22 protein-coding genes and 6 tRNA genes are annotated in these 23,802 nt (G+C 59.0%); 5 read left to right on the top strand and 23 right to left on the bottom strand.

Features of this window, described 5'->3' with window-relative positions; translation table 11 throughout:
• The first annotated feature begins 69 nt into the window (after positions 1–69).
• Positions 70–897, top strand: a complete 828-nt coding sequence (pbpG, locus tag ACE1BR_RS09200; RefSeq protein ID WP_374869538.1) for a D-alanyl-D-alanine endopeptidase — start codon at positions 70–72, stop codon at positions 895–897.
• Between the two features lie 312 nt (positions 898–1,209).
• Here pbpG and ACE1BR_RS09195 read toward each other — a convergent pair.
• From ACE1BR_RS09195 to pncC, 12 genes are all read right to left on the bottom strand, one after another.
• Positions 1,210–1,286, bottom strand: a tRNA-Arg gene (locus tag ACE1BR_RS09195).
• A 27-nt stretch (positions 1,287–1,313) separates the two neighbouring features.
• Positions 1,314–1,390 (bottom strand) — tRNA-Arg (locus ACE1BR_RS09190).
• A 27-nt stretch (positions 1,391–1,417) separates the two neighbouring features.
• Positions 1,418–1,494, bottom strand: a tRNA-Arg gene (locus ACE1BR_RS09185).
• Between the two features lie 26 nt (positions 1,495–1,520).
• Positions 1,521–1,597 (bottom strand) — tRNA-Arg (locus tag ACE1BR_RS09180).
• A 100-nt stretch (positions 1,598–1,697) separates the two neighbouring features.
• Positions 1,698–1,774: transfer RNA gene (locus ACE1BR_RS09175), tRNA-Arg, on the bottom strand.
• 3 nt (positions 1,775–1,777) lie between these two features.
• Positions 1,778–1,870: transfer RNA gene (locus tag ACE1BR_RS09170), tRNA-Ser, on the bottom strand.
• 214 nt (positions 1,871–2,084) lie between these two features.
• Positions 2,085–2,273, bottom strand: coding sequence for a carbon storage regulator CsrA (gene csrA / locus ACE1BR_RS09165; protein WP_287871701.1), 189 nt, complete (start codon positions 2,271–2,273; stop codon positions 2,085–2,087).
• A gap of 103 nt (positions 2,274–2,376) precedes the next feature.
• Positions 2,377–3,615, bottom strand: coding sequence for an aspartate kinase (locus ACE1BR_RS09160; RefSeq protein WP_374869536.1), 1,239 nt, complete (start codon positions 3,613–3,615; stop codon positions 2,377–2,379).
• 16 nt (positions 3,616–3,631) lie between these two features.
• Positions 3,632–6,256, bottom strand: a complete 2,625-nt coding sequence (gene alaS, locus ACE1BR_RS09155; RefSeq protein ID WP_374869534.1) for an alanine--tRNA ligase — start codon at positions 6,254–6,256, stop codon at positions 3,632–3,634.
• 472 nt (positions 6,257–6,728) lie between these two features.
• On the bottom strand, positions 6,729–7,232 hold the full coding sequence (locus ACE1BR_RS09150; RefSeq protein WP_374869532.1) for a regulatory protein RecX: 504 nt from the start codon (positions 7,230–7,232) through the stop codon (positions 6,729–6,731).
• A 38-nt stretch (positions 7,233–7,270) separates the two neighbouring features.
• Entirely contained in the window at positions 7,271–8,329 is a 1,059-nt protein-coding gene (gene recA, locus ACE1BR_RS09145; RefSeq protein WP_374869530.1) for a recombinase RecA, read from the bottom strand.
• An 80-nt stretch (positions 8,330–8,409) separates the two neighbouring features.
• Positions 8,410–8,901 carry a nicotinamide-nucleotide amidase gene (gene pncC / locus ACE1BR_RS09140; protein WP_042657693.1) on the bottom strand — a complete coding sequence of 164 codons (492 nt, stop codon included), beginning with the start codon at positions 8,899–8,901 and terminating at the stop codon, positions 8,410–8,412.
• Positions 8,902–9,081: 180 nt separating this feature from the next.
• Between pncC and mutS the strand changes: the two genes are divergently transcribed.
• Entirely contained in the window at positions 9,082–11,664 is a 2,583-nt protein-coding gene (mutS, locus tag ACE1BR_RS09135) for a DNA mismatch repair protein MutS (protein ID WP_374869525.1), read from the top strand.
• Between the two features lie 75 nt (positions 11,665–11,739).
• On the opposite strand, the gene cfa is transcribed toward mutS, so the two are convergent.
• Together cfa and ACE1BR_RS09125 are read right to left on the bottom strand one after the other, a co-directional pair.
• On the bottom strand, positions 11,740–12,888 hold the full coding sequence (gene cfa, locus ACE1BR_RS09130; protein ID WP_374869523.1) for a cyclopropane fatty acyl phospholipid synthase: 1,149 nt from the start codon (positions 12,886–12,888) through the stop codon (positions 11,740–11,742).
• Positions 12,889–13,140: 252 nt separating this feature from the next.
• Positions 13,141–14,004 (bottom strand): patatin family protein, encoded by an 864-nt coding sequence (locus tag ACE1BR_RS09125; protein ID WP_374869521.1) that lies wholly within the window; start codon positions 14,002–14,004, stop codon positions 13,141–13,143.
• A 569-nt stretch (positions 14,005–14,573) separates the two neighbouring features.
• On the opposite strand from ACE1BR_RS09125, the gene ACE1BR_RS09120 reads away from it, so the two are divergent.
• The gene (locus tag ACE1BR_RS09120; protein ID WP_374869519.1) at positions 14,574–15,494 is read left to right on the top strand and encodes a LysR substrate-binding domain-containing protein; all 921 of its coding nucleotides are present in this window, start codon (positions 14,574–14,576) and stop codon (positions 15,492–15,494) included.
• Here the strand turns inward: ACE1BR_RS09120 and ACE1BR_RS09115 are convergent.
• The 3 genes from ACE1BR_RS09115 to ACE1BR_RS09105 all read right to left on the bottom strand — a co-directional run bounded on the left by ACE1BR_RS09115 (position 15,458) and on the right by ACE1BR_RS09105 (position 17,506).
• On the bottom strand, positions 15,458–16,348 hold the full coding sequence (locus tag ACE1BR_RS09115; RefSeq protein WP_374869517.1) for a hypothetical protein: 891 nt from the start codon (positions 16,346–16,348) through the stop codon (positions 15,458–15,460). The genes ACE1BR_RS09120 and ACE1BR_RS09115 overlap by 37 nt on opposite strands.
• A gap of 74 nt (positions 16,349–16,422) precedes the next feature.
• The gene (locus ACE1BR_RS09110) at positions 16,423–17,112 is read right to left on the bottom strand and encodes an LrgB family protein (RefSeq protein ID WP_374869515.1); all 690 of its coding nucleotides are present in this window, start codon (positions 17,110–17,112) and stop codon (positions 16,423–16,425) included.
• Positions 17,105–17,506: a CidA/LrgA family protein gene (locus ACE1BR_RS09105; RefSeq protein ID WP_374869513.1), complete on the bottom strand. Its 402-nt coding sequence runs from the start codon at positions 17,504–17,506 to the stop codon at positions 17,105–17,107. Before ACE1BR_RS09105 ends, ACE1BR_RS09110 begins: the two co-directional genes overlap by 8 nt.
• A 136-nt stretch (positions 17,507–17,642) precedes the next feature.
• Between ACE1BR_RS09105 and ACE1BR_RS09100 the strand changes: the two genes are divergently transcribed.
• Entirely contained in the window at positions 17,643–18,527 is an 885-nt protein-coding gene (locus tag ACE1BR_RS09100; protein ID WP_374869511.1) for a LysR substrate-binding domain-containing protein, read from the top strand.
• Here the strand turns inward: ACE1BR_RS09100 and ACE1BR_RS09095 are convergent.
• The 6 genes from ACE1BR_RS09095 to ACE1BR_RS09070 form a co-directional block, all read right to left on the bottom strand.
• Positions 18,521–19,405 carry a hypothetical protein gene (locus tag ACE1BR_RS09095; protein WP_374869509.1) on the bottom strand — a complete coding sequence of 295 codons (885 nt, stop codon included), beginning with the start codon at positions 19,403–19,405 and terminating at the stop codon, positions 18,521–18,523. The two genes, ACE1BR_RS09100 and ACE1BR_RS09095, sit on opposite strands and share 7 nt — an antisense overlap.
• Before the next feature lie 118 nt (positions 19,406–19,523).
• On the bottom strand, positions 19,524–20,315 hold the full coding sequence (locus ACE1BR_RS09090; protein ID WP_374869507.1) for a substrate-binding periplasmic protein: 792 nt from the start codon (positions 20,313–20,315) through the stop codon (positions 19,524–19,526).
• Between the two features lie 68 nt (positions 20,316–20,383).
• Positions 20,384–21,277: a hypothetical protein gene (locus tag ACE1BR_RS09085; protein ID WP_374869505.1), complete on the bottom strand. Its 894-nt coding sequence runs from the start codon at positions 21,275–21,277 to the stop codon at positions 20,384–20,386.
• 153 nt (positions 21,278–21,430) lie between these two features.
• Positions 21,431–21,895, bottom strand: a complete 465-nt coding sequence (ybaK, locus tag ACE1BR_RS09080) for a Cys-tRNA(Pro) deacylase (protein WP_005336092.1) — start codon at positions 21,893–21,895, stop codon at positions 21,431–21,433.
• Positions 21,896–22,233: 338 nt separating this feature from the next.
• Positions 22,234–22,584 (bottom strand): antibiotic biosynthesis monooxygenase family protein, encoded by a 351-nt coding sequence (locus ACE1BR_RS09075; RefSeq protein WP_374869503.1) that lies wholly within the window; start codon positions 22,582–22,584, stop codon positions 22,234–22,236.
• Positions 22,584–22,919, bottom strand: coding sequence for an NIPSNAP family protein (locus ACE1BR_RS09070; protein ID WP_374869501.1), 336 nt, complete (start codon positions 22,917–22,919; stop codon positions 22,584–22,586). Before ACE1BR_RS09070 ends, ACE1BR_RS09075 begins: the two co-directional genes overlap by 1 nt.
• A gap of 93 nt (positions 22,920–23,012) precedes the next feature.
• Between ACE1BR_RS09070 and ACE1BR_RS09065 the strand changes: the two genes are divergently transcribed.
• A complete protein-coding gene (locus ACE1BR_RS09065) occupies positions 23,013–23,753 on the top strand; it encodes an ArsR/SmtB family transcription factor (RefSeq protein WP_374869499.1) in 741 nt (246 codons plus the stop codon).
• Positions 23,754–23,802: the final 49 nt, after the last annotated feature.

Raw genomic sequence — 23,802 nt, 5'->3', positions numbered from 1 at the left:
GCCCTTGTAAAGCAGGGGTAAAAATGAGTGAATCTAGCGCCTTTTTTGGATGGGAATGGAGTCGGTAGTATGCGGTGTCGGATTCGCGCAGTTGCGCTGCTTTTCGGATTGATTGGAATGCTGGGTTTGCCTGCCGTCAGTGCTGCGCCCAACCCGGCAAAACTGGAGATCCGCTCCGGTAGCGCTCTGGTTGTGGATGTAAAAACGGGTAAAACCCTCTACCAGAAGAACGCCACTACGGTACGCCCCATCGCCTCGATCACCAAACTGATGACCGCACTGGTGGTACTGGAAGCCCGGCAGGATCTGGATCAGACCATCACAGTCGACAAGGATGACGTCGATCGGGTCAAACACACCCACTCGCGTATCCGCATGGGCACCAAAGTAAGCCGTCGCGACGCCCTGCACCTGGCGCTGATGTCGTCAGAGAACCGGATGGCCTCTGCCCTGTCACGTCACTATCCGGGTGGCCGCACCGCCTTCGTGCGCGCCATGAACAACAAGGCCAGAGCGCTCGGAATGCGCAATACCCACTTCTATGACGCCACCGGCCTCTCGACCCGCAACGTCTCGACCGCCCAGGATCTCGGCAAGCTGGCCGCCGCCACTTATCGCCAGCCACTGATCCGCCAGTTCACCCAGGATGAGAACAGGGAGATGCGCTTCAGCACCCCCGCCTACAGCCTGATGTTCAACAACACCAACCCGCTGGTGAAAAACCCCGGTTGGGATGTTCGCCTCTCCAAGACCGGCTTCACCGATGAAGCGGGCCGCTGTCTGGTGATGCGCGCCAAACCGGATAGCCAGGAGCTGGCCATCGTGCTGCTCAACTCGTTCGGCAAGCGCACCCCGGTCGGCGATGCCAACCGTATTCGCAAATGGCTGAAAAGCTGAGTGAATCACTCCTACTGAAAAAGGATGCTGCGGCATCCTTTTTTATTGCCGCCAAACCGCGCTGGCGAGCCTTTGGATGGGTTTGGTTATCGTCGTTGGGCTTGGCAGGAAAACACGCAACAACAGGCCTATGGCGAGCGCTGGTTAACGTGAACAGGTAAAGGAAGAAGGAGCAGGGAGAGCTAGAGACACAACCAGCACAACAAGAGTGAGCTGCCGGAGCTGTGCTCTATCTGACAAGGTGTCAGGAGAGCTCGGGGTTGAATGTCGCCCATAAAAAAACAGCCCCGACCGAAGTCGAGGCTGTCTGTATGGTGCGCCCGAGAGGATTCGAACCTCTGACCACCTGGTTCGTAGCCAGGTACTCTATCCAGCTGAGCTACGGGCGCTCACAACTTGTTGCATTGCTTGAAATATGGTGCGCCCGAGAGGATTCGAACCTCTGACCACCTGGTTCGTAGCCAGGTACTCTATCCAGCTGAGCTACGGGCGCTCATAAATTGTTGCACTGCTTGAAACATGGTGCGCCCGAGAGGATTCGAACCTCTGACCACCTGGTTCGTAGCCAGGTACTCTATCCAGCTGAGCTACGGGCGCTCATAAATCATTGTATTTGTTTGAAATGGTGCGCCCGAGAGGATTCGAACCTCTGACCACCTGGTTCGTAGCCAGGTACTCTATCCAGCTGAGCTACGGGCGCCCTGTTTTCAAACGATAAAAAAAGCTTACTTATCAGTAAGCCTTTTCCAAAGTGTCGACTTGCTGATGGTCAACACATGACTCTTGCTTGAGTCGTAATATGGTGCGCCCGAGAGGATTCGAACCTCTGACCACCTGGTTCGTAGCCAGGTACTCTATCCAGCTGAGCTACGGGCGCAAATGGCGGAGAAGGGGGGATTCGAACCCCCGATGCGGGTATAAGCCGCATACTCCCTTAGCAGGGGAGCGCCTTCAGCCTCTCGGCCACCTCTCCGTTTGCGGGGCTGATAATACTTCACAGGGATTTTTAGTCAAACACTTTTTTGGAGAAAAAAGCGCGTTCGCTCAGCATTTGGTCAAAACGTGGAATATTCAAGCAATATCGGTACTTATCCCGCAGTTTTGCGCCTTGCGGGGCGATTTCAGGGGGGCCGAAAAAACAAAAGGCGACACATAAGGTGTCGCCTTGTCACAGCTATAAAAGCAGCTTAGAAGCCAGCTTGGCCCGGCACTTTCTCTGCCTGGATGCGCTGGTAGATCTCTTCACGGTGAACAGAGACCTCTTTCGGGGCGTTCACACCGATACGGACCTGGTTACCTTTAACGCCCAGTACGGTGACAGTCACTTCATCACCAATCATCAGGGTTTCCCCTACACGACGAGTCAAAATCAGCATTCGCTTGCTCCTGTATCTTGTTTTGTTTTTATATCGATATGCGACATTATCTTACAAAGATACCGATATGGTAAATGGTTGAAACTAAATCAATCAGAGAATGTTAGCCCAAGGGCTGCTCTTGTGGCGCCTGATCCAACCCGAAAGCGGCGTGCAGGGCCCGCACCGCCAGCTCCAGATACTTCTCGTCAATCACCACCGAGATTTTGATTTCAGAGGTCGAGATCAACTGCATGTTGATCCCCTCCTCGCCCAATACCTTGAACATGGTGCGCGCAACACCGGGATGGTTCCACATGCCGACACCGACAATGGAAACCTTGGCTATTTCGCCATTACCCTGCACGCAGGAGGCGCCCAGCGCAGTGGCAGTCTCCTCCAACAGTGCCCGGGCTCGGCGGTAGTCATCGCGATTCACCGTGAAGGTGAAGTCAGCGGTACCATCTCCCAGGGTATTTTGCACAATCATGTCGACATCAATGTTAGCGTCGCTGATCGGATTCAGGATCTGCGCGGCAACGGTCGGTCTGTCCGGCACGCCCAGTATGGTCAGGCTGGCCTCGTTGCGGTTAAAAGCGATCCCGGATACCAGGGGAGCTTCCATCCTCTCACCTCCATATGTGATTAAGGTTCCCTCTCCATCGATAAAGCTCGACAGCACCCGCAGCGGGACGCGGTACTTGCCCGCAAACTCCACCGAGCGGATCTGCAGCACCTTGGCGCCAAGACTGGCCATCTCCAGCATCTCCTCGAAGGTGATGGTGTCGAGACGACGCGCCTTGGGCTCGATGCGCGGATCCGTGGTGTATACCCCATCCACATCGGTAAAGATCTGGCACTCATCGGCCTTGATGGCCGCCGCCACGGCAACCGCCGTGGTATCCGAACCACCGCGGCCCAGCGTCGTGATGGCGTTATGCTCGTCACGGCCCTGGAAACCGGCGATCACCACCACCTTGCCTGCAGCCAGTTCAGCCTGAACCAGCTCGGTGTCGATGTGGGTGATGCGCGCCTTGCCATAGGCGGCATCGGTATGAATGCGCACCTGATCGCCAGTCATCGAGACCGCCGGGCAACCGCGTTTGTTCAATGCGATCGCCAACAGCGCTATGGTGACCTGCTCACCGGTGGAGACCAGCACATCCATCTCGCGCCGGTTGGCATCAGGATCCAGCTGCTGGGCCATGCCCAGCAACCGGTTGGTTTCGCCCGACATGGCAGAAACAACCACCACCACGTCGTGTCCCTGGGCGCGGGTCTGCTCGACCCGCTCAGCTACCGCCTCGATCCGCTCCAGTGTGCCGACCGAGGTGCCGCCGTACTTCTGTACATAGAGTGCCACAGATCACCTCGCCCTATTACAGGCGCTCTTCCAGCCAGGAGTGAACGGATTGCAGCGCTGCCGGCACCGCCTCAGGCTGGGTACCACCCGCCTGTGCCATGTCCGGACGGCCACCGCCCTTGCCACCCACCTGCTGGGCAACCAGATTGACCAGCTCACCGGCCTTGACCTTGCCGGTCAGGTCGTTGGTGACGCCCGCGATCAGGTTGACCTTGCCGTCAGCACAGGTGGCCAGCAGCACGACACCGGACTTCATCTGATTCTTCAGCTCGTCCAGCATGCCGCGCAGGGATTTCGGATCGGCCCCTTCCAGCGCTGCAACCAGCACCTTCTGACCCTTGATCTCGATCACCTGACCCAGCAGGTCGCTACCGGCCTGAGCGGCCAACTTGGCCTTGAGCTGCTCCAGCTCGCGCTCCATCATTCTGGACTTGTCCAGCACCTGGCGAATCTTGTCGGCGATGCAGAACTGATCCCCTTTCACCAGGGCGGCAGCCTCTTCGATCTGCTCGCCTACCTGATGCATGAAGTCGATGGCGGCTTTGCCGGTCACCGCTTCGATACGACGAACCCCAGCAGCAATACCGCTCTCGGCAATGATCTTGAAGAAGCCGATATCACCGGTGCGCTTGGCGTGAGTACCGCCGCACAGCTCGGTGGAGTAGTCGCCCATGCGCACTACACGCACGTCGTCTTCATATTTTTCACCAAACAGCGCCATGGCACCGGCCGACTTGGCGGCTTCCAGATCCATCAGCTGGGTAGTGATTTCGTGGTTGGCGCGGATCTGGTTGTTAACCAGCTCCTCGACCCGGCGAATGGTCGCCATGGTCAGCCCCTCGAAGTGGGAGAAGTCAAAGCGCATGCGCTCGGCCCCGACCAGAGAACCTTTCTGGGTCACGTGATCACCCAGCGCCTGACGCAGGGCGGCGTGCAGCAGGTGAGTCACCGAGTGGTTCAGAGCGATGGCCTGACGGCGGTCGCCATCAACCACGGCCTCAACTTCGGCCCCTTTCTCCAGAGTGCCCAGCTCCATGTAGCCCTTGTGGATGATCGCCTTGCCCGCTTTCAGGGTGTCGGTCACGGCAAAGATGCCGTCGTCCACTTTCAGAGTACCGCAATCACCAACCTGGCCACCGGACTCGGCGTAGAAGGGAGTCTGTTCCAGCACGATGACCGCTTCGTCACCGGAGATCAGGCCATTCACCTCTTCGGTGCCCTTGTAGATGCCAAGCACACGGGTGCGCTCGGTCAGGCTCTTGTAACCGGTGAAGGGGGTCTCGAAGTCGAGCTTGAGCATCTCGTTGTAGTTCACGCCGAAGCTGGAAGCCTCTTTGGCGCGAGCACGCTGCTTCTCCATCTCAACGGTGAAGCCCTCTTCATCGATGCTGATGTCGCGCTCGCGCACCACGTCGGCTGTCAGGTCGGCAGGGAAACCGTAAGTATCATAGAGCTTGAATACCACCTCGCCCGGCACGACTTTGGCGTCGCCCAGGTTGGCCAGCACATCTTCCAGCAGCAACAGGCCACGATCCAGGGTGCGGACAAACTGCTCTTCCTCGATGCGCAGCACGCGCTCGACCAGCGGCAGCTGGGCGATCAGCTCGGCACCCACATCCTTCATCTGCACCGCCAGTTCGGCAGCCAGTTTGTAGAAGAAGACGTCGGTAGCACCCAGCTTGCGACCGTGGCGCACGGCGCGGCGGATGATGCGACGCAGCACATAGCCACGACCTTCGTTGGAAGGCATGACGCCGTCAGCCACCAGGAAGGCGCAGGAGCGGATGTGGTCAGCGATAACGCGCAAGGACTGGTTGCTCAGATCGGTGGTACCGACGATCTCGGCCGCTTTCTTGATCAGCGCCTGGAAGATGTCGATTTCGTAGTTGGAGTGCACACCCTGCATGATGGCGGAGATACGCTCCAGACCCATGCCGGTATCCACGGACGGACGGGGCAGCGGCTCCATGGTGCCGTCAGCCTGACGGTTGAACTGCATGAACACCACGTTCCAGATCTCGATGAAACGGTCGCCATCCTCTTCCGGTGAGCCGGGACGGCCACCCCAGATGTGATCGCCGTGGTCATAGAAGATCTCGGTGCAGGGACCGCATGGACCGGTATCGCCCATCGCCCAGAAGTTGTCAGAGGCGTAAGGGGCACCCTTGTTGTCACCGATGCGCACGATGCGATCGGCCGGTACACCCACCTCTTTTTCCCAGATATTGAAGGCTTCATCGTCAGTCGCGTAGACGGTCACCAGCAGGCGATCTTTCGGCAGCTGCAGCACTTCAGTCAGGAAACCCCAGGCAAACTTGATGGCGTCATGCTTGAAGTAGTCGCCGAAGCTGAAGTTGCCCAGCATTTCGAAGAAGGTGTGGTGACGGGCGGTATAGCCGACGTTTTCCAGGTCATTGTGTTTACCACCGGCACGGACACAACGCTGGGACGTGGTGGCGCGGTTGTAGGCACGCTTCTCTGCGCCAAGGAACACATCCTTGAACTGGTTCATACCCGCGTTGGTAAACAACAGGGTCGGGTCGTTATGCGGTACCAGCGAGCTGGAGGAGACAACCTGGTGTCCCTGGGAACGGAAATACTCGAGAAACGCAGCGCGTATCTCTGACGTGGACATATACATGGAAAATCCTGCTTGATTCGAATACGGACTTTTAACCGCATTAATGTAAGTTTTCTGCGGGGTAAAGTAAAACGTACAGGCCCGTCACGGGCGAAAAAGCGCGCATAAACGGATACGAAGAGAAAAGGGAGGCAAACTGACGCTTTTTGAGCCGATGATCGGGCCAAAAGCAGCGGAAAATAGGCATGTGGCAAGCCAGAACCTGCCTTTCGCCATACCCGGCTCCCAAGCCCCTGAATGAGCAGGGAAAATCCTGCCAAGGCGAAATTAGGGGTATCACCGAGCGGTAGCAGGAAGAGGAAGGAGCGCAGCTGGCACGCTGTAACAGCTACCAACGGCATGACCTTTGGATCGCCATCGGTACTAGCCGGGACAACAGCGTCCCGAGATCGCTGCTGCCTCATATGAGAGGCCTCGGAGGAGTTGGCGGCGTCTCACGACCGCCCATTACGCGACAAGGCTCCAGCCCCGGCTACTCTGCGGCGGACTCCTGCAGAGCTGATATCGCATAACGCGCCTGATCCTGGGTAAAGCCGCGCCCCAGCAGGTATTTGAGCCACTTCATCCGCAGCTTGAAATCCGCCAGATCGGCCACCCGGGCGCGTCGTTCGAGCAGGGCAAGCGCCAGTTCGAACCAGTCCAGCTCCGGCTGATCGAAGGCGGCATCAATCTGCATATCGTCGAGCCCCTTGCGGCGCAGATCAAAGCGGATCTTGATGGGGCCATGCCCCTTGGCAGCACCGGCCCGAACCGCCATGCCACCGTAACGTTCGTCGTTAACCCAGTTGTAACCGCGGCAGTAGTCGACCACTGCCTCGATCACATCTTCATTGAAGCCCTGCTGGCGCAGCCGGTTGGCCAGTTCCGACTCGGCGCTCTCGCGGCGGGCCAGACTGCGCATGGCAAAAGCGCGGGCGGCGGCAAACAGCTCTGCAAAAGAGAGTTCAACGGGTTCTAGGAGAGATTCATCGACCATAAATGACAAGGCCGGGTATCGACCCGGCCTCCTTTACCTTATTCGAACTCTTGTTCGCTTTCGTCTTCAAACTCTTCGGTAGCAGCCACCGGCTTGTCGGCTGGTACGGCACCGGAGAGCAGCAGTTCGCGCAGGCGCGCTTCAATTTCGCCAGCCATCACCTTGTTCTCGGCGAACAGCTTCATGACGTTGGCCTTGCCCTGACCAATCTTCTCGCCGTTGTAGCTGTACCAGGCACCGGCCTTGTCGATCAGCTTATGCTTGACGCCCAGATCCACCAGCTCGCCCTCTTTGGAGATACCGGCACCGTAGAAGATCTGGAATTCAGCCTGCTTGAAGGGCGGAGCCACCTTGTTCTTGACCACTTTGACGCGGGTCTCGTTACCGACCACTTCGTCACCTTCCTTGATGGCGCCGATACGACGGATATCCAGACGCACGGAGGCGTAGAACTTGAGCGCGTTACCACCGGTGGTGGTTTCCGGGCTACCGAACATGACGCCGATCTTCATCCGGATCTGGTTGATGAAGATGCACAGGCAGTTGGCGTTCTTGATGTTGGCGGTCAGTTTGCGCAGCGCCTGGGACATCAGACGGGCCTGCAGGCCGACGTGGGAGTCACCCATTTCGCCTTCGATTTCCGCTTTCGGCGTCAGGGCCGCCACGGAGTCGACGATGATGACGTCAACGGCGTTGGAGCGCACCAGCATGTCGCAGATTTCCAGCGCCTGTTCACCGGTATCCGGCTGGGAGATCAGCAGGTCGTCGACGTTGACGCCCAGCTTGGCAGCATAGATGGGATCCAGCGCATGCTCCGCATCGACGAAGGCACAGGTTTTGCCTTTCTTCTGGGCTTCCGCGATCACCTGCAGGGTGAGGGTGGTTTTACCGGAAGATTCCGGGCCGTAGATCTCGACAATACGACCGCACGGCAGACCGCCAATGCCCAGCGCCACGTCCAGCGAGAGGGAACCGGTAGAGATGGCTTCGATATCCATGGTCTTGCTGTCGCCCAGACGCATGATGGAACCTTTGCCGAACTGCTTTTCAATCTGACCCAGCGCAGCCGCCAGTGCCTTCTGTTTGTTCTGATCCATGCCAATCTCCGCTGGAAATCGTGAGTAAGAAGTGAAGTTGGGCTAAGTATACTGTCTATTCATACAGTATCAAGCCCAATTTATCTGAGCAGGGCCAACAGACCCGACAAGGCCTGTCTCACCGCCTGCTGGCGTACCTGTCGGCGATCCCCGTCGAAGCGGGCGAGCAGGGAGTGGTGGCGACCGTTGCGGTCGGCCCAGGCGAACCAGACGGTGCCGACCGGCTTGTCTTCGGTGGCGCCACCGGGGCCAGCGATGCCACTGATGGCCACGCTGATGGCTGCCGACGAGTGGGCCAGCGCGCCGCGGGCCATCTCCAGCACCACGGCTTCGCTCACCGCGCCATGCTGTTCAAGGCTCTCGCTGCTCACCCCCAGCATCTGCTGCTTCGCTTCGTTGGTGTAGGTAACAAACCCGCGATCAAACCAGCCGGAGCTGCCCGCAATGTCGGTGATGGCGCTGGCCACCCCGCCGCCAGTACAGGATTCGGCGGTCGCCGCCAACCAGCCCCGCTGGCCGAGGGCCCGTCCCAACTCGATGGCCAGGTGCTCTATCTCTGCGTCCAGTTTCATCACGGCTCCTTCTGATCCACTCAAGAGACACATTATGCGATCCCGCCTTCGCCGCCCGCAACCACAGCGGCATAGATGCCAACCTCCCCCGGCGCGGCGCTTATGTGTAGAATGGCGCCATCAAGCTCAAGGCTCATCACCGCAGACACAGGCCCGCAGAGGCCCCTTCTGGAATAGAACATGACCGCACAACACCACGCTACTGGCGCTGCGCCAAGCGCCAATCTCAGCGCCCACACGCCCATGATGCAGCAGTACCTTGGCCTCAAGGCCGAGAACCCGGAGATCCTGCTGTTCTACCGGATGGGCGACTTCTACGAGCTGTTCTATGACGATGCCCGCAAGGCCTCCCAACTGCTCGATATCTCCCTGACCAAGCGCGGCCAGTCGGCGGGTAGCCCCATCCCGATGGCAGGGGTGCCCTATCACGCCATCGAAGGCTATCTGGCCAAGCTGGTGCAGCTCGGCGAATCCGCCGCCATCTGCGAGCAGGTGGGAGATCCCGCCACCAGCAAGGGACCGGTGGAGCGCAAGGTCATTCGCATCATCACCCCGGGCACCGTTTCCGACGAGGCGCTGCTCAGCGAGCGGCAGGACAACCTGATCGCCGCCGTCTACCACGATGGCCGCCGCTTCGGTTACGGCACCATGGACATCGGCTCCGGCCGCTTCTTCATCAACCAGTTCGACAAGGAAGAGACTTTACTCGCGGAGCTGCAACGCACCAATCCGGCGGAGCTGCTCTATCCCGAATCGTTCGAGTTCTTGCACCACATCGAAGGTCGCCGTGGCCTGCGCCGTCGCCCCGAGTGGGAGTTTGAGCTCGGCACCGCCCGCAAGCTCTTGTGCCAACAGTTCGGCACCCAGGATCTGGTGGGCTTTGGCGTCGACAAGAGCGAGACCGCCCTGTGCGCCGCCGGTTGCCTGATGCAGTACGTCAAGGACACCCAGCGTACCGCCCTGCCCCACATCCGCAGCGTGCGCCTCGAGCAGCCCGATCACGCCGTCATCATGGATGCCGCCACCCGCCGCAATCTGGAGCTGACCCAGAATCTGGCCGGTGGCTACGAAAATACCCTGGCCGAGGTGCTGGATCGCACCGCCACCCCCATGGGCAGCCGCCTGCTCAAGCGCTGGATCCACCAGCCGATCCGCGATCGGGTGATCCTCAAAGGTCGCCAGAGCACCATCAAGGAGCTCATCGAGCAGAACCTCTACGACGAGCTGGGTAACCTGCTGCGTCAGGTGGGTGATGTGGAGCGGGTGCTGGCCCGTCTCGCCCTGCGTTCGGCCCGCCCGCGCGACCTCACCCGCCTGCGGCAGGCCTTCGCCCAGTTGCCCGAATTGCAGCGCCTGCTGGCGGACAACGAGCACGAAGCAGTGCAGCAACTGGCCGAGCGCGCCAGCACCTTCCCCGAGCTGCTCGACCTGCTGGAGCGCGCGGTGATGGAAGTACCGCCGGTGCTGATCCGCGATGGCGGTGTCATCCGTGACGGCTTCAATCAGGAGCTGGACGAACTGCGGGATCTGGCCAACGGCGCCACCGCCAGCCTCGCCCGCATCGAGGAGCGGGAGAAGCTACTGACCGGCATCAACACCCTCAAGGTCGGTTACAACAAGGTGCACGGCTTCTATATCGAGGTGAGCCGGGCCAACAGCCATCTGGTGCCGGCCCACTACATCCGCCGCCAGACCCTCAAGAATAACGAACGCTACATCATCGATGAGCTGAAGAAATACGAGGACAAGGTGCTCACCGCTCAGGCCCAGGCGCTGGCGCTGGAGAAGCGACTCTACGAAGAGCTGCTCGATGCTCTGCTGCCCCACCTCGGCGATCTGCAGGAGTCCGCCGCCGCGCTGGCAGAGCTGGACGTGCTGGCCAACCTGGCGGAGCGGGCCGAGACCCTCGACTATCGCTGCCCCACCCTCATCGATGAGGATCAGATCATCATCGAAGCGGGCCGCCATCCGGTGGTGGAGCAGGTGATGACAGATCCCTTTATCGCCAACCCTATCCGGCTGGAGCGGGAACGGCGGATGCTGATCATCACAGGCCCCAACATGGGCGGTAAATCCACCTACATGCGCCAGACCGCGCTGATCGTGCTGCTGGCCCATATCGGTGCCTTCGTGCCCGCCGACAGCGCCCGTATCGGCCCCATCGACCGTATCTTCACCCGCATCGGGGCGTCGGATGACCTGGCATCGGGAAGATCCACCTTTATGGTGGAGATGACCGAGACCGCCAACATCCTCAACAACGCCACCGCCCGCAGTCTGGTGCTGATGGACGAGATTGGCCGCGGCACCAGCACCTACGACGGCCTCTCGCTGGCGTGGGCCTGTGCCGAACAGCTGGCGAACAAGATTGGCGCTTACACCCTGTTCGCCACCCACTACTTCGAGCTGACCCGTCTGCCGGAGCTGATGGAAGGGCTGGCCAACGTCCACCTCGATGCAGTGGAGCACGGCGACACTATCGCCTTTATGCACGCGGTACAGGAAGGGGCGGCCAGCCGCTCCTACGGCCTGCAGGTGGCGGCGCTGGCGGGAGTGCCCAAATCGGTGATCCAGCAGGCCCGTCACAAACTGCACGAGCTGGAAAGCGCCACTCCGGTCGCCGCCGGTGAAAGCCATCCGGCCCCGGTGGCCATGGCACCCCAGAGCCATCCGGTAGTCGATGAGCTGGAAGCGGTGCGCCCGGACGAGCTGACCCCACGGCAAGCGCTCGATCTGCTCTATCGCCTCAAGCAGATGCTGTAAAAACCGCGGCTATCCGCAAATAAACAAAGAGGGGAACCGCAAGGTTCCCCTCTTTGTTCGCCAACACAGATCCTGTTAGCGCGGAACCCTGATCCCGCCATTAACCCCTTTCGGACTGAATAACACCTGCCACAGCTGGATATTTCTGGCCCGAAATGCCCCGGCACAGGCTGCCAGATAATAGGTAAACATCCGGTAAAATCGCCCATCATAATTCTGTTTCAGCTTGGGCCAGCTGGCATTGAATCTGGCCAACCACGCCATCAAGGCACGATCATAATCCGCCCCGAAATTATGCCAATCTTCCATCACGAAATGCTGTTCGCTGCTATTGGCAATTTGTAATACCGAGGGGAGACAACCATTGGGAAATATATATTTATCAATCCACGGGTCAACATTGAGATCACTTTTATTGGCGCCAATGCTGTGCAATAAAAACAGTCCATCATCCACCAGATTTCTTGCCACCACCTCAAAATAGGCAGCATAATTTTTGGGACCCACATGCTCGAACATGCCAACAGAGACAATCCGATCAAATTGCTCATTGAGATCACGATAATCTTGCAGGCGAATATCTACCGGCAAACCATCACAATTTTGCTGAGCCAGCAGCTGTTGCTCGGCCGATATAGTCACCCCCACTACAGAGACCCCGTAATGTTCGGCAGCGAAACGAGCCAGACCTCCCCAGCCACAGCCAATATCCAGTAACCGCATGTTTTTTCGCAGTTGCATCTTTTCGCATATCAGGTGCAACTTGTCGCTTTGCGCCTGCTCCAGCGTGCTGGCCTTGGCCCAATAACCGCAGGAGTACTGCATGTAGGGATCCAGCATCAACTCGAACAGGTCATTGCCCAGATCGTAATGCTCCTTGCCCACCTGCCAGGCACGCTTGCGGCTCTGCTTGTTGAACAGGCGGTTTGACAAGACGTAAATGATATCGGAGAAGTGACGGGGCATGCGCTCTTCCAGGCCTGAGGCCAATATGCGCTCGAACAGCATATCGAGGCGCGGGCACTCCCACCAGCCATCCATATAACTCTCGCCAAGTCCCAATGATCCCTCATTGAGCACTCGTTGGAAGAACTCTGGATGATAGACTTTGATATCGTATGGATGCCGCCCATTAATTTTGATATCCGCATAACTGAGCAACTCTTCAATAATATTGTAATGATGGCTTTTTAATGTATCGATTTTTAATTCTTGGATTGCCATATTCGTTCCCTTATTTAATCCTGATGTGACTGGCAATAACTGACAGCAGCCAACAAGCGTGATGAAATCAAGTCAAATAGCAGCAGGCATCATCCACAAGCAGACAATGTGACAACTCATTTCATTTATATTTAATCACCAAACGTGAATTGCAGAGGTAAATATTAATCACGACGATATATCAGGTGTTACATAATTGGCAGTGGCCAATTCAACTTATATTTTCAGCAATAACCATCAGATATATCCAGATTAGGCAACAGCCTTCGTCTCGCGGGTAGCGCGCAATACACTCTGATGTCCCTGCCAGTACCCCTGCAGATAACCCGATTCCAGTTTCAGCTGATCACGGGTGAATCGGGAGACCGGAAAATCGACTGGCGGCGCAATCACCTCGATCTCGCAATCGGCTGGCGGGTTGGCGATAAAGTCGAGAGCCCGGTTGTAGGAGCGATCTCTGGTCAACATTGCCTGCGCCAGCGCTGGCTGGGTTTTCAGAAGCGCCTTCATCATCCAGCAGAAACGGGCCGGCTTCTTGCGATAACCGCGTGGCTCGGAGAGCACCACAGTAATCCGCCGCGCGCCGAGACGGTAGGCCTCGATCACCGGGATAGAGTCGCTGATGCCGCCATCCGCCATGGGGCGCCCCTCGACACAGGGGGTCTCGTGCTGCACCACCGGCAGAGCGCAGGTGGCGGTCAGCACCTCGTCCATGTTGTCGGGGCGCACCGGCAGGTAGACAGGCGCGCCAGTCGCCACCTCGGTGGTCACCGCATAAAAGGGGATGCGGCTAGCGGAGAAGGTATCGAGGTCAAGCGGAAAGCGGTAGAGGCTGGTATGCCAGAGCCAGTTGACATCGACCAGATCCCCCCCTTTGGCAAAACGCAGGGGGTCGAGAAAATCGGTACTACAGGCCAGCTCGGTGATGATGTGGTGGCTGCGGCGCGGCTGCTCGCTCAGGTAAGAGACCAGATTGGTCGCCCCGGCCGAGACGCCCATGACGAAATCGAACGGGTAGTAGTGGCTTTCGACAAAGGCATCGAGCACCCCGCTGGCAAAGATGCCACGCATCGCGCCTCCTTCGACGATCAGGGCTGCAGTGTCGGCATTGAACATAACTTAAGCTCCGTCAACTGTGATACACGCAGGGAGTATCCCCACCCAGTGCACCAAGACGCCACGGCAGGACGGTTCAGACAAGCATGCAACAAGGCAAAACCGGGCAAGCTCGAACCTGAAACCGTGAAGCGGCCCTCAGTATATGCAGCGCAACAACCTTCAAGAAATGAATTTAAATAATAAAAAACATGCCATTTTGGAATGTTAATGCGGATTTATCGCCTGACTGACACCCGATTTTTCACGACAGAGGCACAGCAAGGAGAGGGCTGACCCAGCCCCGCGGTCTGGTGCGACAAGTGAGCACAACCAGAGCTGAAAACCACCAAGGCCCACATGTGCAGGTGAAGGGGTCAGGGGATGAGATTAACCCGCTGGCCACTGGCAGACCCGTTGGCTGAGCATCGCCATCCGTTACGCCGAAAGATGAAGTGTGAGCCTCAGAATTCCGTGACCACGATCACGGAATGGTGTAACCAAACACTCAGAAAATGAATTTGGGCTTTTTTTATGCCAAAACGGAATGCTTCAGCTCCATCACTCGTCAAAACGAGCCGAGATAGTCCATGGATATTCGAGCCCTGCGCTACTTTCTCGCACTGGTACGAGAAGGTAGCTTCACAAAAGCCTCCGAAAAACTGTTCGTTACCCAGCCGACCATCAGCAAAATGATCCGCCACATCGAGGCGGAGCTTGACCGGTCCCTGCTCATTCGGGAAGGACGCAATTTCACCCTGACCGACAGCGGGCAAGTGTTGTTTCAGCGTGGCCAAACCATTCTGGCCGAGATGCAGCAGTTGGAAGCTGAATTGGCTGAATTAGCCAACCTGGATAACTTGCAACATGGTCGCCTCTCACTTGGCATCCCCCCGATGGTCGGTTACCTCTACGCCGATCTGATCAGCACTTACCGCACTCGCTATCCCAACGTTGAGCTGGATCTGGTGGAGTACGGCGGACGCCGCATCGAGCGTGCGGTATTGGAGGGGGAAGTCGAGCTGGCCATCACCATGCTCCCCACTCTGGAGAACGGGTTCAATACCCTCAAGCTGGATCAATTCCCGATCCAGGTGGTGCTGCCGGATGAGCCCCGCTGGCGTGACAACACGCCACTGCGGATGGAGGCGCTGCAGGAGGAGCCATTTCTGCTCTATACCCAGGCCGTCACCCTGAATGAACGGTTGGAACAGGCGTGCAAAGAGGCCGGTTTCGTGCCAAAGGTGGCATCGCGCAGCAGCCAGTGGGGGTTTCTCACGGCCATGGTGCGCTGCGGCATGGGCGTCGCGTTTTTGCCTGAGCCAGCCTGCAGCCTCATCAATCAGCAGGGGCTAATACTGCGGCCATTAGAGCCGGAGCTGAGCTGGCAGCTGGGGGTCATCTGGCCACACGAGCGCCCGCAGTCCAGCACTGCCGAGGCCTGGCTCGCACTCTGTCGCAAACGGCGGGAATCTCATGGCGCACCGAAGCGGCTGGTGAGGGGGTTGTAGAGATAGGGTCGATAGTCAAAATCGATCCCATTGAGCAGCGGATTGGGCAGCTCAAACAGCAATCGCTCGTGGAGCCTGGCCTGATCGAGGGAGGGCTTGAAGTAGCGCAGCCAGAGCTGCTGCAGCGAGCCATCCTGCCACGCCAGCTTGAGCCCGGCCTGAATACGCCGGATCCCCTCCTGATTCCCCTTGTAGGTGTAGAAGAGATGGAGGAAGGGGTAGTGCAGGGCGATGTGCTGCTCCACGGTAAGACCGGGCAGATCCCGGTGCAGATCCAGCTCGGTGAAGAGCTCGTTGGCGCCGCGGCAGAACAGATCAGCCCGCCCGCGGGCCACCAGCTTGAACAGGCGCTCGTAGCTGTCCACCTCCTGCACCTGCAGACCGGCCGCCCGCAGAATGGCGGCATCCTGCCAGCCGCGCCCCTGCACGTTCTGAAACGACTTGAGCTGCTCGAAGCGGGTCACCCCGGCAATCGCCTTCGCCTGCTGCGGACTGACAAAGCAGATGCGATAGCCGAGGATGCCGAGCTCCACCGGGAAGCGAACATAGTCGAGGGCCTCGCCGCTATCGGGCTGCGGCGTATCGACGGCAAACAGATTGGGATAGAGGTTGGTCTGCAGCACCTGGCGCAGCCGGATCCGGTTCATCGGCGCCGCCGCCCGCAGCTCGTAATCGCCGAAGCTGTCGCGGGTCTTCTCCAGCGCCAGCTGCAGCAAATCGCGAAAATAGATGGTGCGCTGATCCCGGTCGCTTTCAGGGCTGATATGGGTAAAAACGTCGCTCGCCCGCAGGGGGGCGGCAAGGAGGAAAAGACTGCATAGCAGCAAACAGGAAGCGAGGCGATGAAAGGTCATACTGCTCATCCCGGAAATACACGCTCACTAGAGTGTAGCGCCGGGACGAGCAGCCTTGTAAAGGGAAGCTCAGCCTACCAGAACATTTGACCCAGCAAGGGAGCGAGCAGCACGGTCACCATACCGGCGATCATCATCACCATGCTGGAGACTACACCCTCCTCATTGCCCATCTGATAGGCCTTGGCGGTGCCAGCACCGTGGGCCGAGGCACCAAACCCCGCCCCCTTGCCAAGGCGACTGCGAATGGCCAGCACGGTGAGTACGCTCTCCCCTACCGCCATACCGATGACGCCGGTCAACACCACAAACAGCGCGGTGAGGTCGGTCTGACCGCCGATGGCACGGGTCGCCTCCACCGCAAAGGGGGTGGTGATGGAGCGCATCGCCAGACTGCGTTGCAGCATATCGGAGAGATCCAGCCAACGGGCCAGCAATACGGTACTGCCCACCGCCATGATGACGGAAGCCACCACCCCGACCGACAGCGACAACCAGTGGCGGCGAATAAGCTGGCGATTCTCGTGCACCGGCACCGCAAAGGCGACAGTGGCCGGGCCCAGCAACCAGAGCAACCAGTGGGATTCGGCCATGTAGTCCTGATAGGGGATGTGGAACAGCACCACCACCGCCACCAGCAGGGTCGGTGCCAGCAGCAGCGGCATCAGCGGCAGGATCCGCTTTTTGCCGTAGAGCCATTTGCTGGCGTAATAGAAGACCAGGGTGAGGGCGAAGCAGAGCAGCCCAAGCAGGGTATCAGACATGACGGCGACTCCGGCGGGCCAGTTTCAGTTCAAAGCGGTAAACCCGGTCCACCACCAGCGCAGTGGTACCGAGCACTAGCGTGGTGCTCACCAGCAGCACCACCATGATGCGCCACCCCTCCTGCAACAGCAGCTCCTGGTAGTTGACCACCGCTACCACGGCGGGGACGAAGAAGAGCAGCATCTCCGCTAGCAGCCAGCGGGCCCCGGCACGGAACCACTCGACCTTGACCACCCCGAGCAGGATGCAAACCAGCAGCAACAGCATACCGGTCAGGTTGGCGGGCAACGGCAGGTGGAGGGTGCGAACCGCGGTATCAGCCAGCAACCAGATGGCCGCCAGCAACACAATCTGAAAAGGGGTTTGAAACCAACGCAGGCAGAGGGCTTTCATGATCATCGTCTTTCTGTGAACAGGCTCACATTATAGATATGACCAAAACCTGCCAAAAATGAATTAAAATTATCAAATTCATGCCTAGGAGGCATGGTTATCGCCTGCCACCCGCCAATACAAGCCGAGAGTGCCCATGGATATTCGCGCCCTGCGCTATTTTGTCGAACTGGTGCGGGAAAAAAGCTTCACCCGCGCCTCTGAAAAGCTGTTCGTCACCCAGCCCACCATCAGCAAGATGATCCGCAATATCGAGGAGGAGCTGGGCCAGCCTCTGCTCAATCGGGAGGGGCGCCGCTTCACCCTGACCGACAGCGGCCAGGTGCTGTTCCAGCGGGCCCAGACCATTCTGGCCGAGATGCAGCAGCTGGAGGCGGAGCTGGCCGACCTGCAGAGCCTGCAACACGGTCGCCTCACCCTCGGCATTCCCCCCATGGTGGGCCACGTCTATGCCGATCTGATCCGTGCCTACCGGGCCCACTATCCCAAGGTGGAGCTGACGCTGGTGGAGTATGGCGGTCGCCGGATCGAGCAGGCGGTACTGGAGGGGGAGCTGGATCTTGCCATCACCATGCTCCCCCCCAAGGAAGAGGGCTCGCTCAGTGCGCTGGAGCTGGATCAGTATCCGATCCGGGTGGTACTGCCGGATCAGCCCCGCTGGCGCGGTGAGGCGCCGCTGCGGCTGGAGGCCCTGCAAGATGAGCCTTTCCTGCTCTATACCCAGGCTTTCACTCTGAGCGAGCGACTGGAACAGGCATGCCAGGAGGCGGGTTTCGTGCCGCAAGTGGCGGCGCGCAGCAGCCAGTGGGATTTTCTCACCGCCATGGTGCGCAGCGGCATGGGGGTCGCGTTCTTGCCGGAACCGGTCTGCAACCGACTCACCCCGGACGGCCTGGTGGTGCGGCCACTGGAACCGGAGCTGAGCTGGCGACTCGGAGTGGTCTGGCCGGGCGAGCGCTATCTCTCCCGCACCGCCGAGGCCTGGCTGGCTCTTTGCCGCAAACGGCAGGAGCCTCAGTGATCGCCGAAGCGGTCGGTGAGCGGATTGTAGAAGTAGGGGTGGTAATCGAAGCTGATCCCCTTGAGGAAGGGGTTCTCCAGCTGGATCAACCGCCGCTGCTGCGGGTTGGCAAACGCAATGGCAGGGCCGAAGCTCTTGCGCCACAACGCCTGCAGCGAGCCATCCTGCCAGGCAAGCAGTAATCCTTGCTCGACCCGCTTGAGCGCCTCGCTATTGCGGGGATTGGTATAGAAGACCCGGGGTAGCGGGTAGTAGAGCATCAGGGCATTATCGACCGTGAGCCCTGCCAGATCCTGATGAGTGAGCTGCTCGCTGCGCAGTTCGCTCACCCCGCGACAGAAGAGATCGAAACGGCCACGGGCCACCATCTTGAACAGCTTCTCGTAGCCCTCCACCTCGACCACCTGCAGCCCTGCGTGACGCAGGATATCCGCATCCAGCCACCCCTTGCCCTGACCGAAGACGAACTGGCGCAGCCCCTTGATATCGGTCACCTTGGCCACTGCCGCTTGCTGCTGTGGGCTGACGAAACAGATGCGGTAGCTGACGATGCCAAGATGGATGGGAAAACGGACATAGGCCAGCCCCAGTCTCTCGCGGGTGCGGCTGTAACTGTCCATCACAAACAGGTTGGGGAAACTGTCGAGCAACATGCTGAGCCGCTCGCGCGCCTTGGTCATGGGCGGTGCGGGAACCAGCTCATAGTCGCCAAACTGGTCGCGGGTCTTCTCAAGGGCGAGGCGCAGCAACTCCCGATCATACGTGGTACGCGGGTCCCGCTCGCTCTCCGGGCTGATATAGGTAAAACGAGTGGCCGCCTGTCCGGTCAGTGACACCATGCAGAGCAGGAGGGCAGCCACCAGGCGCATGGGTGACATAAACCAAGCCTTGGCTGAAGGGGTACTTTCAGTGTAGCCCCTGAGCGTAGGTGCCCGACCCTGACCCCGCCACAACCCCACGGTATCTTCCCCATTTTGGCTAGCCGCCCCCATCTGCCTACTCCCCCACCGGAAGCTTGTTTCTGAGCGACGCGGCGTAACGCTGATAGGCCGCAGAATCGCGCACCTGCTCGATGGCATCCCACACCTGTCGGCTTTGTTGGGGATGGGCCTGATAGAAGCGGTGCGAGAAGACCAGATAGTAAGGCTTCTCCACCAGCACCGGCGACAACCGCTCGATACGGGCCTGCAGCTCGGGTTGAGCGGCCAGAATGCTGTCAGCCACCTCGGTCTGGATGGCTGTCGCCTGCGCCCGATCCATCACCAGCTTTTTCAACATGATCAACGGGTCGCGGCTGGAGTCATCCACCGCTGCCCCCGCGGCCTGCAGCCAGTCGACGATGGAAAATCCCGACTGGGCCGCCACCATGCCCTTGACCCTGAGGGTGGTGCCATCCCATCGACTCGTCCCGCCCTTGAGCTGATAGAGGCTGTAGCTCTCGGTCAAAAGCCGCTTGGCGGGGTCGGGTTTGCCCTCACGCATGGGGTAAACCCCCACCTTGGTCGCCCGCTCGACGCTGTAACTCATCTTGATGGCCGCATCCATCTGGCCACTGCTCACCAGAGAGACACAGCGCTTCCACGGCAGCGGCGTCAGTACGATCTCGGCATTGAGGGCGGTGGCAACCGCCTTGAGGTGATACTGCACAATCCCCTCACCGGATTGCAGCAGCCAGGGGTAGGAGTCACTGTTTTCGAGGCAGGTACGCAGCGTAAAGGCGGGGGCCGCACCGCCGGTGGCGGGCAGCAGCAACGAGATGAAGAGCAGGAAGCGGGCAGATGCGCGCATGGGCCATATCCTTGGCGGCAATGATCTCTCCCTTACTCTATCAGAGCCTGTACATCTGATAACCCGGCTCAGGGCAGTGAGCCGAAATCATCCGCCTGCGGGTTGTAAAGATAGGGACGATAGTCAAAGCCATCCTGGGGCAGCAACGGATTGCCGAGCCGGAAAATCTGGCGAGTGCCCAGATTGGCAAATACCAGCGAAGACTGGAAGTGATGACGCCAGAGCCGTTTGAGAGAGCCGTCCAGCCAGGCCAACTGCAAACCGCGTGCAATGCGCTCGCGCTCCTTGACGTAGCTGGCATGACTGTAGAGCACATGGATCAGCGGATAGAAGAGGGCCAGATGGCGATCGACCGTCAAACCGGCCATCTTGCCCTGATGGAATTGCCACTCCGGCAGGATCTCGTTGGCCCCGCGGCAGAAGAGGTCGATGCGTCCCCGCGCCACCATGCGAAACAGCGACTCGTAGTTATCCACTTCATGAACGGTCAACCCGCCATGGCGCAGGATAATGGCATCCTGCCAACCACTGCCGGTCGCCTGAGTGAAACGACGCAACTGATCGAGGGTGTTCACCCCGGCCAGCTCGGCAGCCCGGCCAGAACCGACGAAGCAGACCCGATAACCCAGGATCCCCAGATCAATGGGGAACGGGATCGACGCCACCTGATCCGCGGCCCCCTCCCCCTGATAGGGCCAGCTATCGACAATAAACAGCGCGCTCTTGCCCTGCTCCTGCACCTCAAGCCGCATCCGCGCCTTGTTCATCGGCAAGGAGTCCAGCAACTCATAGTCGCCATATTCGGGACGGGTCTTCTCCAGCGCCAGTTCCATCACCTCCCGGTAATAACGCATCCGCACATCCTGACTGTTTTCAGGACTGAGCAGGGTAAAGCGGGTGGCAGCCCACAAGGCAGAAGGGAAGGATATAAAGAGGCAGAGCAACAGGAGTCGATAGATCATGGCTGAACTCATACAACGGGGTTCACCCAGTATAGACTGGCTCTCCCCCCGTTGAGGGCGGGCCAGTTGCGGCTTGCGCGCCCGATCACCGGCGGGGAAATCCGGGCCGAATGCGGCCCGGAAAACGGGAGCAGGCTTTGCGCCTGCCCGCCACTACTCTTCGCCGATAGGGGCGGCGATCCACTTCATCAGCGTCAACATGTCCTGCGGCGCCACCCCCACCGAGAGACCACGCTTGCCGCCGCTCACCAGGATCTCGTCAAACTGCAGCGCCGACTCGTCGAGCACGGTGGGCAGCAGCTTCTTCTGGGCCAGCGGGCTAATACCGCCCACCTTGTAACCGGTCAGCTTCTCCGCTTCCGCCGGTTTCATCATCTCCACCTTCTTGAGACCGGTCGCCTTGGCCAGCTGTTTCAGGCTGCACATGCCGGATGAAGGGACGATAGCCACCACCGCCTGCTTGTCGTGGTGGGCGACCAGGGTCTTGAACACCTGCGCCTCCGGCAGCCCGAGCTGGGTCGCGGCATGCTTGCCGAAATCGTCGTGGGCTTCGCACTCGTAGGGGTAGAGCTTGTGGGGGATCTTGAGCTTTTTCAGCAGATTGATGGCCGGAGTCATGATGGTCGCCTTGGATAGAATCACATGAAACAAGTGTAAATAGTCTGCACCTCAAGCGGAAGTGATGCAAGCCGGAAGGGCTATCAGTAACCGTATAACGAAGTATGCCAGTAGGAACCTCCTGCATACTTCGTTATCAAAGGGCTGGGGGGCAGCAATCTGTATAGCCGCAGACAAACCACCGCACAACAAGCCATCAGCCTCTGAAATGCCACTACATAACCCAATATGCCGATAACGACAGCATCATGATAGATAGCCAACCAGACCGACAAACCCAAGCACCAGCAACCGCGTGGTGATAACGGCCTGGAAGGTCAGAGAGAGCGGTAACGTCATTACCGGAGCCTCCCCGTCGCAGGGACTGGCAACGGATCGCAGCTATTTGCCACAACAGCATACTCACGTATCACCTGGCAGACTCGAATGCAGTAATCATGGAATAGCTCATTTCGCCCCCTGGCCTGAGCCAACTGATGTCCATGGTGCTCACGCCATGCTTGAATAGCCGCCTCACTCTCCCAATAGGACAAGGAGAGATAGGTTTGCGGAGCATTTAAGCTCTGGAAACGCTCGACACCGATAAAGCCATCGATTTTTTCCAAATCCTTTTTCAAGGCCGCGGCGGTAGCAAGATAAGCCTCAACACCCCGCACAAAGGGGGTAACTTCGAAGATAACGGCATACATCAGAAGGCTCTCCCATGGTGACGATCGGTGGCAGGGATCAGTCGTAAAAAGGACCTGGACTCCTGCAGAATAAATCGCCCCTTCTGGGCAAACGCGAAATTGGCGCCCCCCTCCTCAGACTCCCGTAACCGTTCGCGATAGCTTTCATAGTCAGCCAACGATTTGAAGGCAATCAGGCCAAATGCCCGATAGTTGGTTCCTTCGTGGGGAGCAAAATAGCCAATGAGGTCGCCACCACATTGGGGGATAATCTCCGCCCACTGGTTGGCGTATTGTTCAAAGAGATCCGCTTTGAGGGGATCGAGCTGGTATTCAATGAAACAGGTAATTGTCATCTTGGTATCTCAACAGAGGTGAACAAGTTGCCAACTTAACCGGAGCATCAGAGCCATGCTTCGACGGTGACCGAACTATCAAAGGAGCTCGTTATGGAACCTGATATCGCCTACGTGGCGAGCCTGATTGGCGACAAAGCCCGCTCGCGTATGCTGACGGCACTGATGAGCGGCAAGGCGCTGACGGCCACCGAACTGGCACTGGAAGGGGAGATCACAGCCCAGACTGCAAGCAGCCACCTCAGCAAGCTGGTTGAAGGCGGCTTGCTGAGCATGCGTAAACAAGGCCGTCACAGGTACTTTCAACTGAGCGACCCTGCAGTAGCCGAAGTCATCGAGCGAATGCTGACGCTGTCCGCAACCAGGAACCTCGCCACAGTGCGGACAGGCCCCAACGATCCCTACCTGCGTCAAGCCCGAATCTGTTACGACCACCTTGCTGGCGAGCTGGGTGTCCGGCTATTTGATGCGTTGCAGCAGCAGAGGCTACTGGAGATACAAGGGAATGACGCCAGGCTGACCCAAGCTGGCGAGGCGTTCTTCACTGGCCTGGGAGTCGATCTCTGCTCGCTACGCCAGCGCAAGCGCCCGTTGTGCAGGAGTTGTCTCGACTGGAGCGAACGTCGCAACCATCTCGCAGGCACCCTGGGACAGTGGATACTGGATGATGCCCTTGCCCGACAGTGGTTCAAGCTCCGCCTGGATTCCAGGGTGATCGAGGTGAACAAGGTCGGGGCCAGGCAGTTTGCCAAGCGCTACGGACTGGCTGATGCCGAACCGAGCATCGATTGCACCACGAGGTATAACCCCCAAGCATTGGTGCAGAGCAAATAACAAAGGGCGCCTGGTCGGCGCCCTTTGACTTGATGAATATCGCTGAACG

The sequence above is a fragment of the Aeromonas sp. MdU4 genome, assembly GCF_041929505.1.
Taxonomy (GTDB): Bacteria; Pseudomonadota; Gammaproteobacteria; order Enterobacterales; family Aeromonadaceae; genus Aeromonas.
Note: the sequence above shows the minus strand (reverse complement) of the source record. Positions and strands in the feature narration are given on the sequence as shown.

Coding starts and splice junctions, on each gene's coding strand:
- pbpG (WP_374869538.1), top strand. CDS start 70: ATGCGGTGTCGGATTCGCGCAGTTGCGCTGCTTTTCGGATTGATTGGA.
- csrA (WP_287871701.1), bottom strand. CDS start 2,273: ATGCTGATTTTGACTCGTCGTGTAGGGGAAACCCTGATGATTGGTGAT.
- alaS (WP_374869534.1), bottom strand. CDS start 6,256: ATGTATATGTCCACGTCAGAGATACGCGCTGCGTTTCTCGAGTATTTC.
- ACE1BR_RS09150 (WP_374869532.1), bottom strand. CDS start 7,232: ATGGTCGATGAATCTCTCCTAGAACCCGTTGAACTCTCTTTTGCAGAG.
- recA (WP_374869530.1), bottom strand. CDS start 8,329: ATGGATCAGAACAAACAGAAGGCACTGGCGGCTGCGCTGGGTCAGATT.
- pncC (WP_042657693.1), bottom strand. CDS start 8,901: ATGAAACTGGACGCAGAGATAGAGCACCTGGCCATCGAGTTGGGACGG.
- mutS (WP_374869525.1), top strand. CDS start 9,082: ATGACCGCACAACACCACGCTACTGGCGCTGCGCCAAGCGCCAATCTC.
- cfa (WP_374869523.1), bottom strand. CDS start 12,888: ATGGCAATCCAAGAATTAAAAATCGATACATTAAAAAGCCATCATTAC.
- ACE1BR_RS09125 (WP_374869521.1), bottom strand. CDS start 14,004: ATGTTCAATGCCGACACTGCAGCCCTGATCGTCGAAGGAGGCGCGATG.
- ACE1BR_RS09120 (WP_374869519.1), top strand. CDS start 14,574: ATGGATATTCGAGCCCTGCGCTACTTTCTCGCACTGGTACGAGAAGGT.
- ACE1BR_RS09115 (WP_374869517.1), bottom strand. CDS start 16,348: ATGACCTTTCATCGCCTCGCTTCCTGTTTGCTGCTATGCAGTCTTTTC.
- ACE1BR_RS09110 (WP_374869515.1), bottom strand. CDS start 17,112: ATGTCTGATACCCTGCTTGGGCTGCTCTGCTTCGCCCTCACCCTGGTC.
- ACE1BR_RS09105 (WP_374869513.1), bottom strand. CDS start 17,506: ATGAAAGCCCTCTGCCTGCGTTGGTTTCAAACCCCTTTTCAGATTGTG.
- ACE1BR_RS09100 (WP_374869511.1), top strand. CDS start 17,643: ATGGATATTCGCGCCCTGCGCTATTTTGTCGAACTGGTGCGGGAAAAA.
- ACE1BR_RS09095 (WP_374869509.1), bottom strand. CDS start 19,405: ATGTCACCCATGCGCCTGGTGGCTGCCCTCCTGCTCTGCATGGTGTCA.
- ACE1BR_RS09090 (WP_374869507.1), bottom strand. CDS start 20,315: ATGCGCGCATCTGCCCGCTTCCTGCTCTTCATCTCGTTGCTGCTGCCC.
- ACE1BR_RS09085 (WP_374869505.1), bottom strand. CDS start 21,277: ATGATCTATCGACTCCTGTTGCTCTGCCTCTTTATATCCTTCCCTTCT.
- ybaK (WP_005336092.1), bottom strand. CDS start 21,895: ATGACTCCGGCCATCAATCTGCTGAAAAAGCTCAAGATCCCCCACAAG.
- ACE1BR_RS09075 (WP_374869503.1), bottom strand. CDS start 22,584: ATGTATGCCGTTATCTTCGAAGTTACCCCCTTTGTGCGGGGTGTTGAG.
- ACE1BR_RS09070 (WP_374869501.1), bottom strand. CDS start 22,919: ATGACAATTACCTGTTTCATTGAATACCAGCTCGATCCCCTCAAAGCG.
- ACE1BR_RS09065 (WP_374869499.1), top strand. CDS start 23,013: ATGGAACCTGATATCGCCTACGTGGCGAGCCTGATTGGCGACAAAGCC.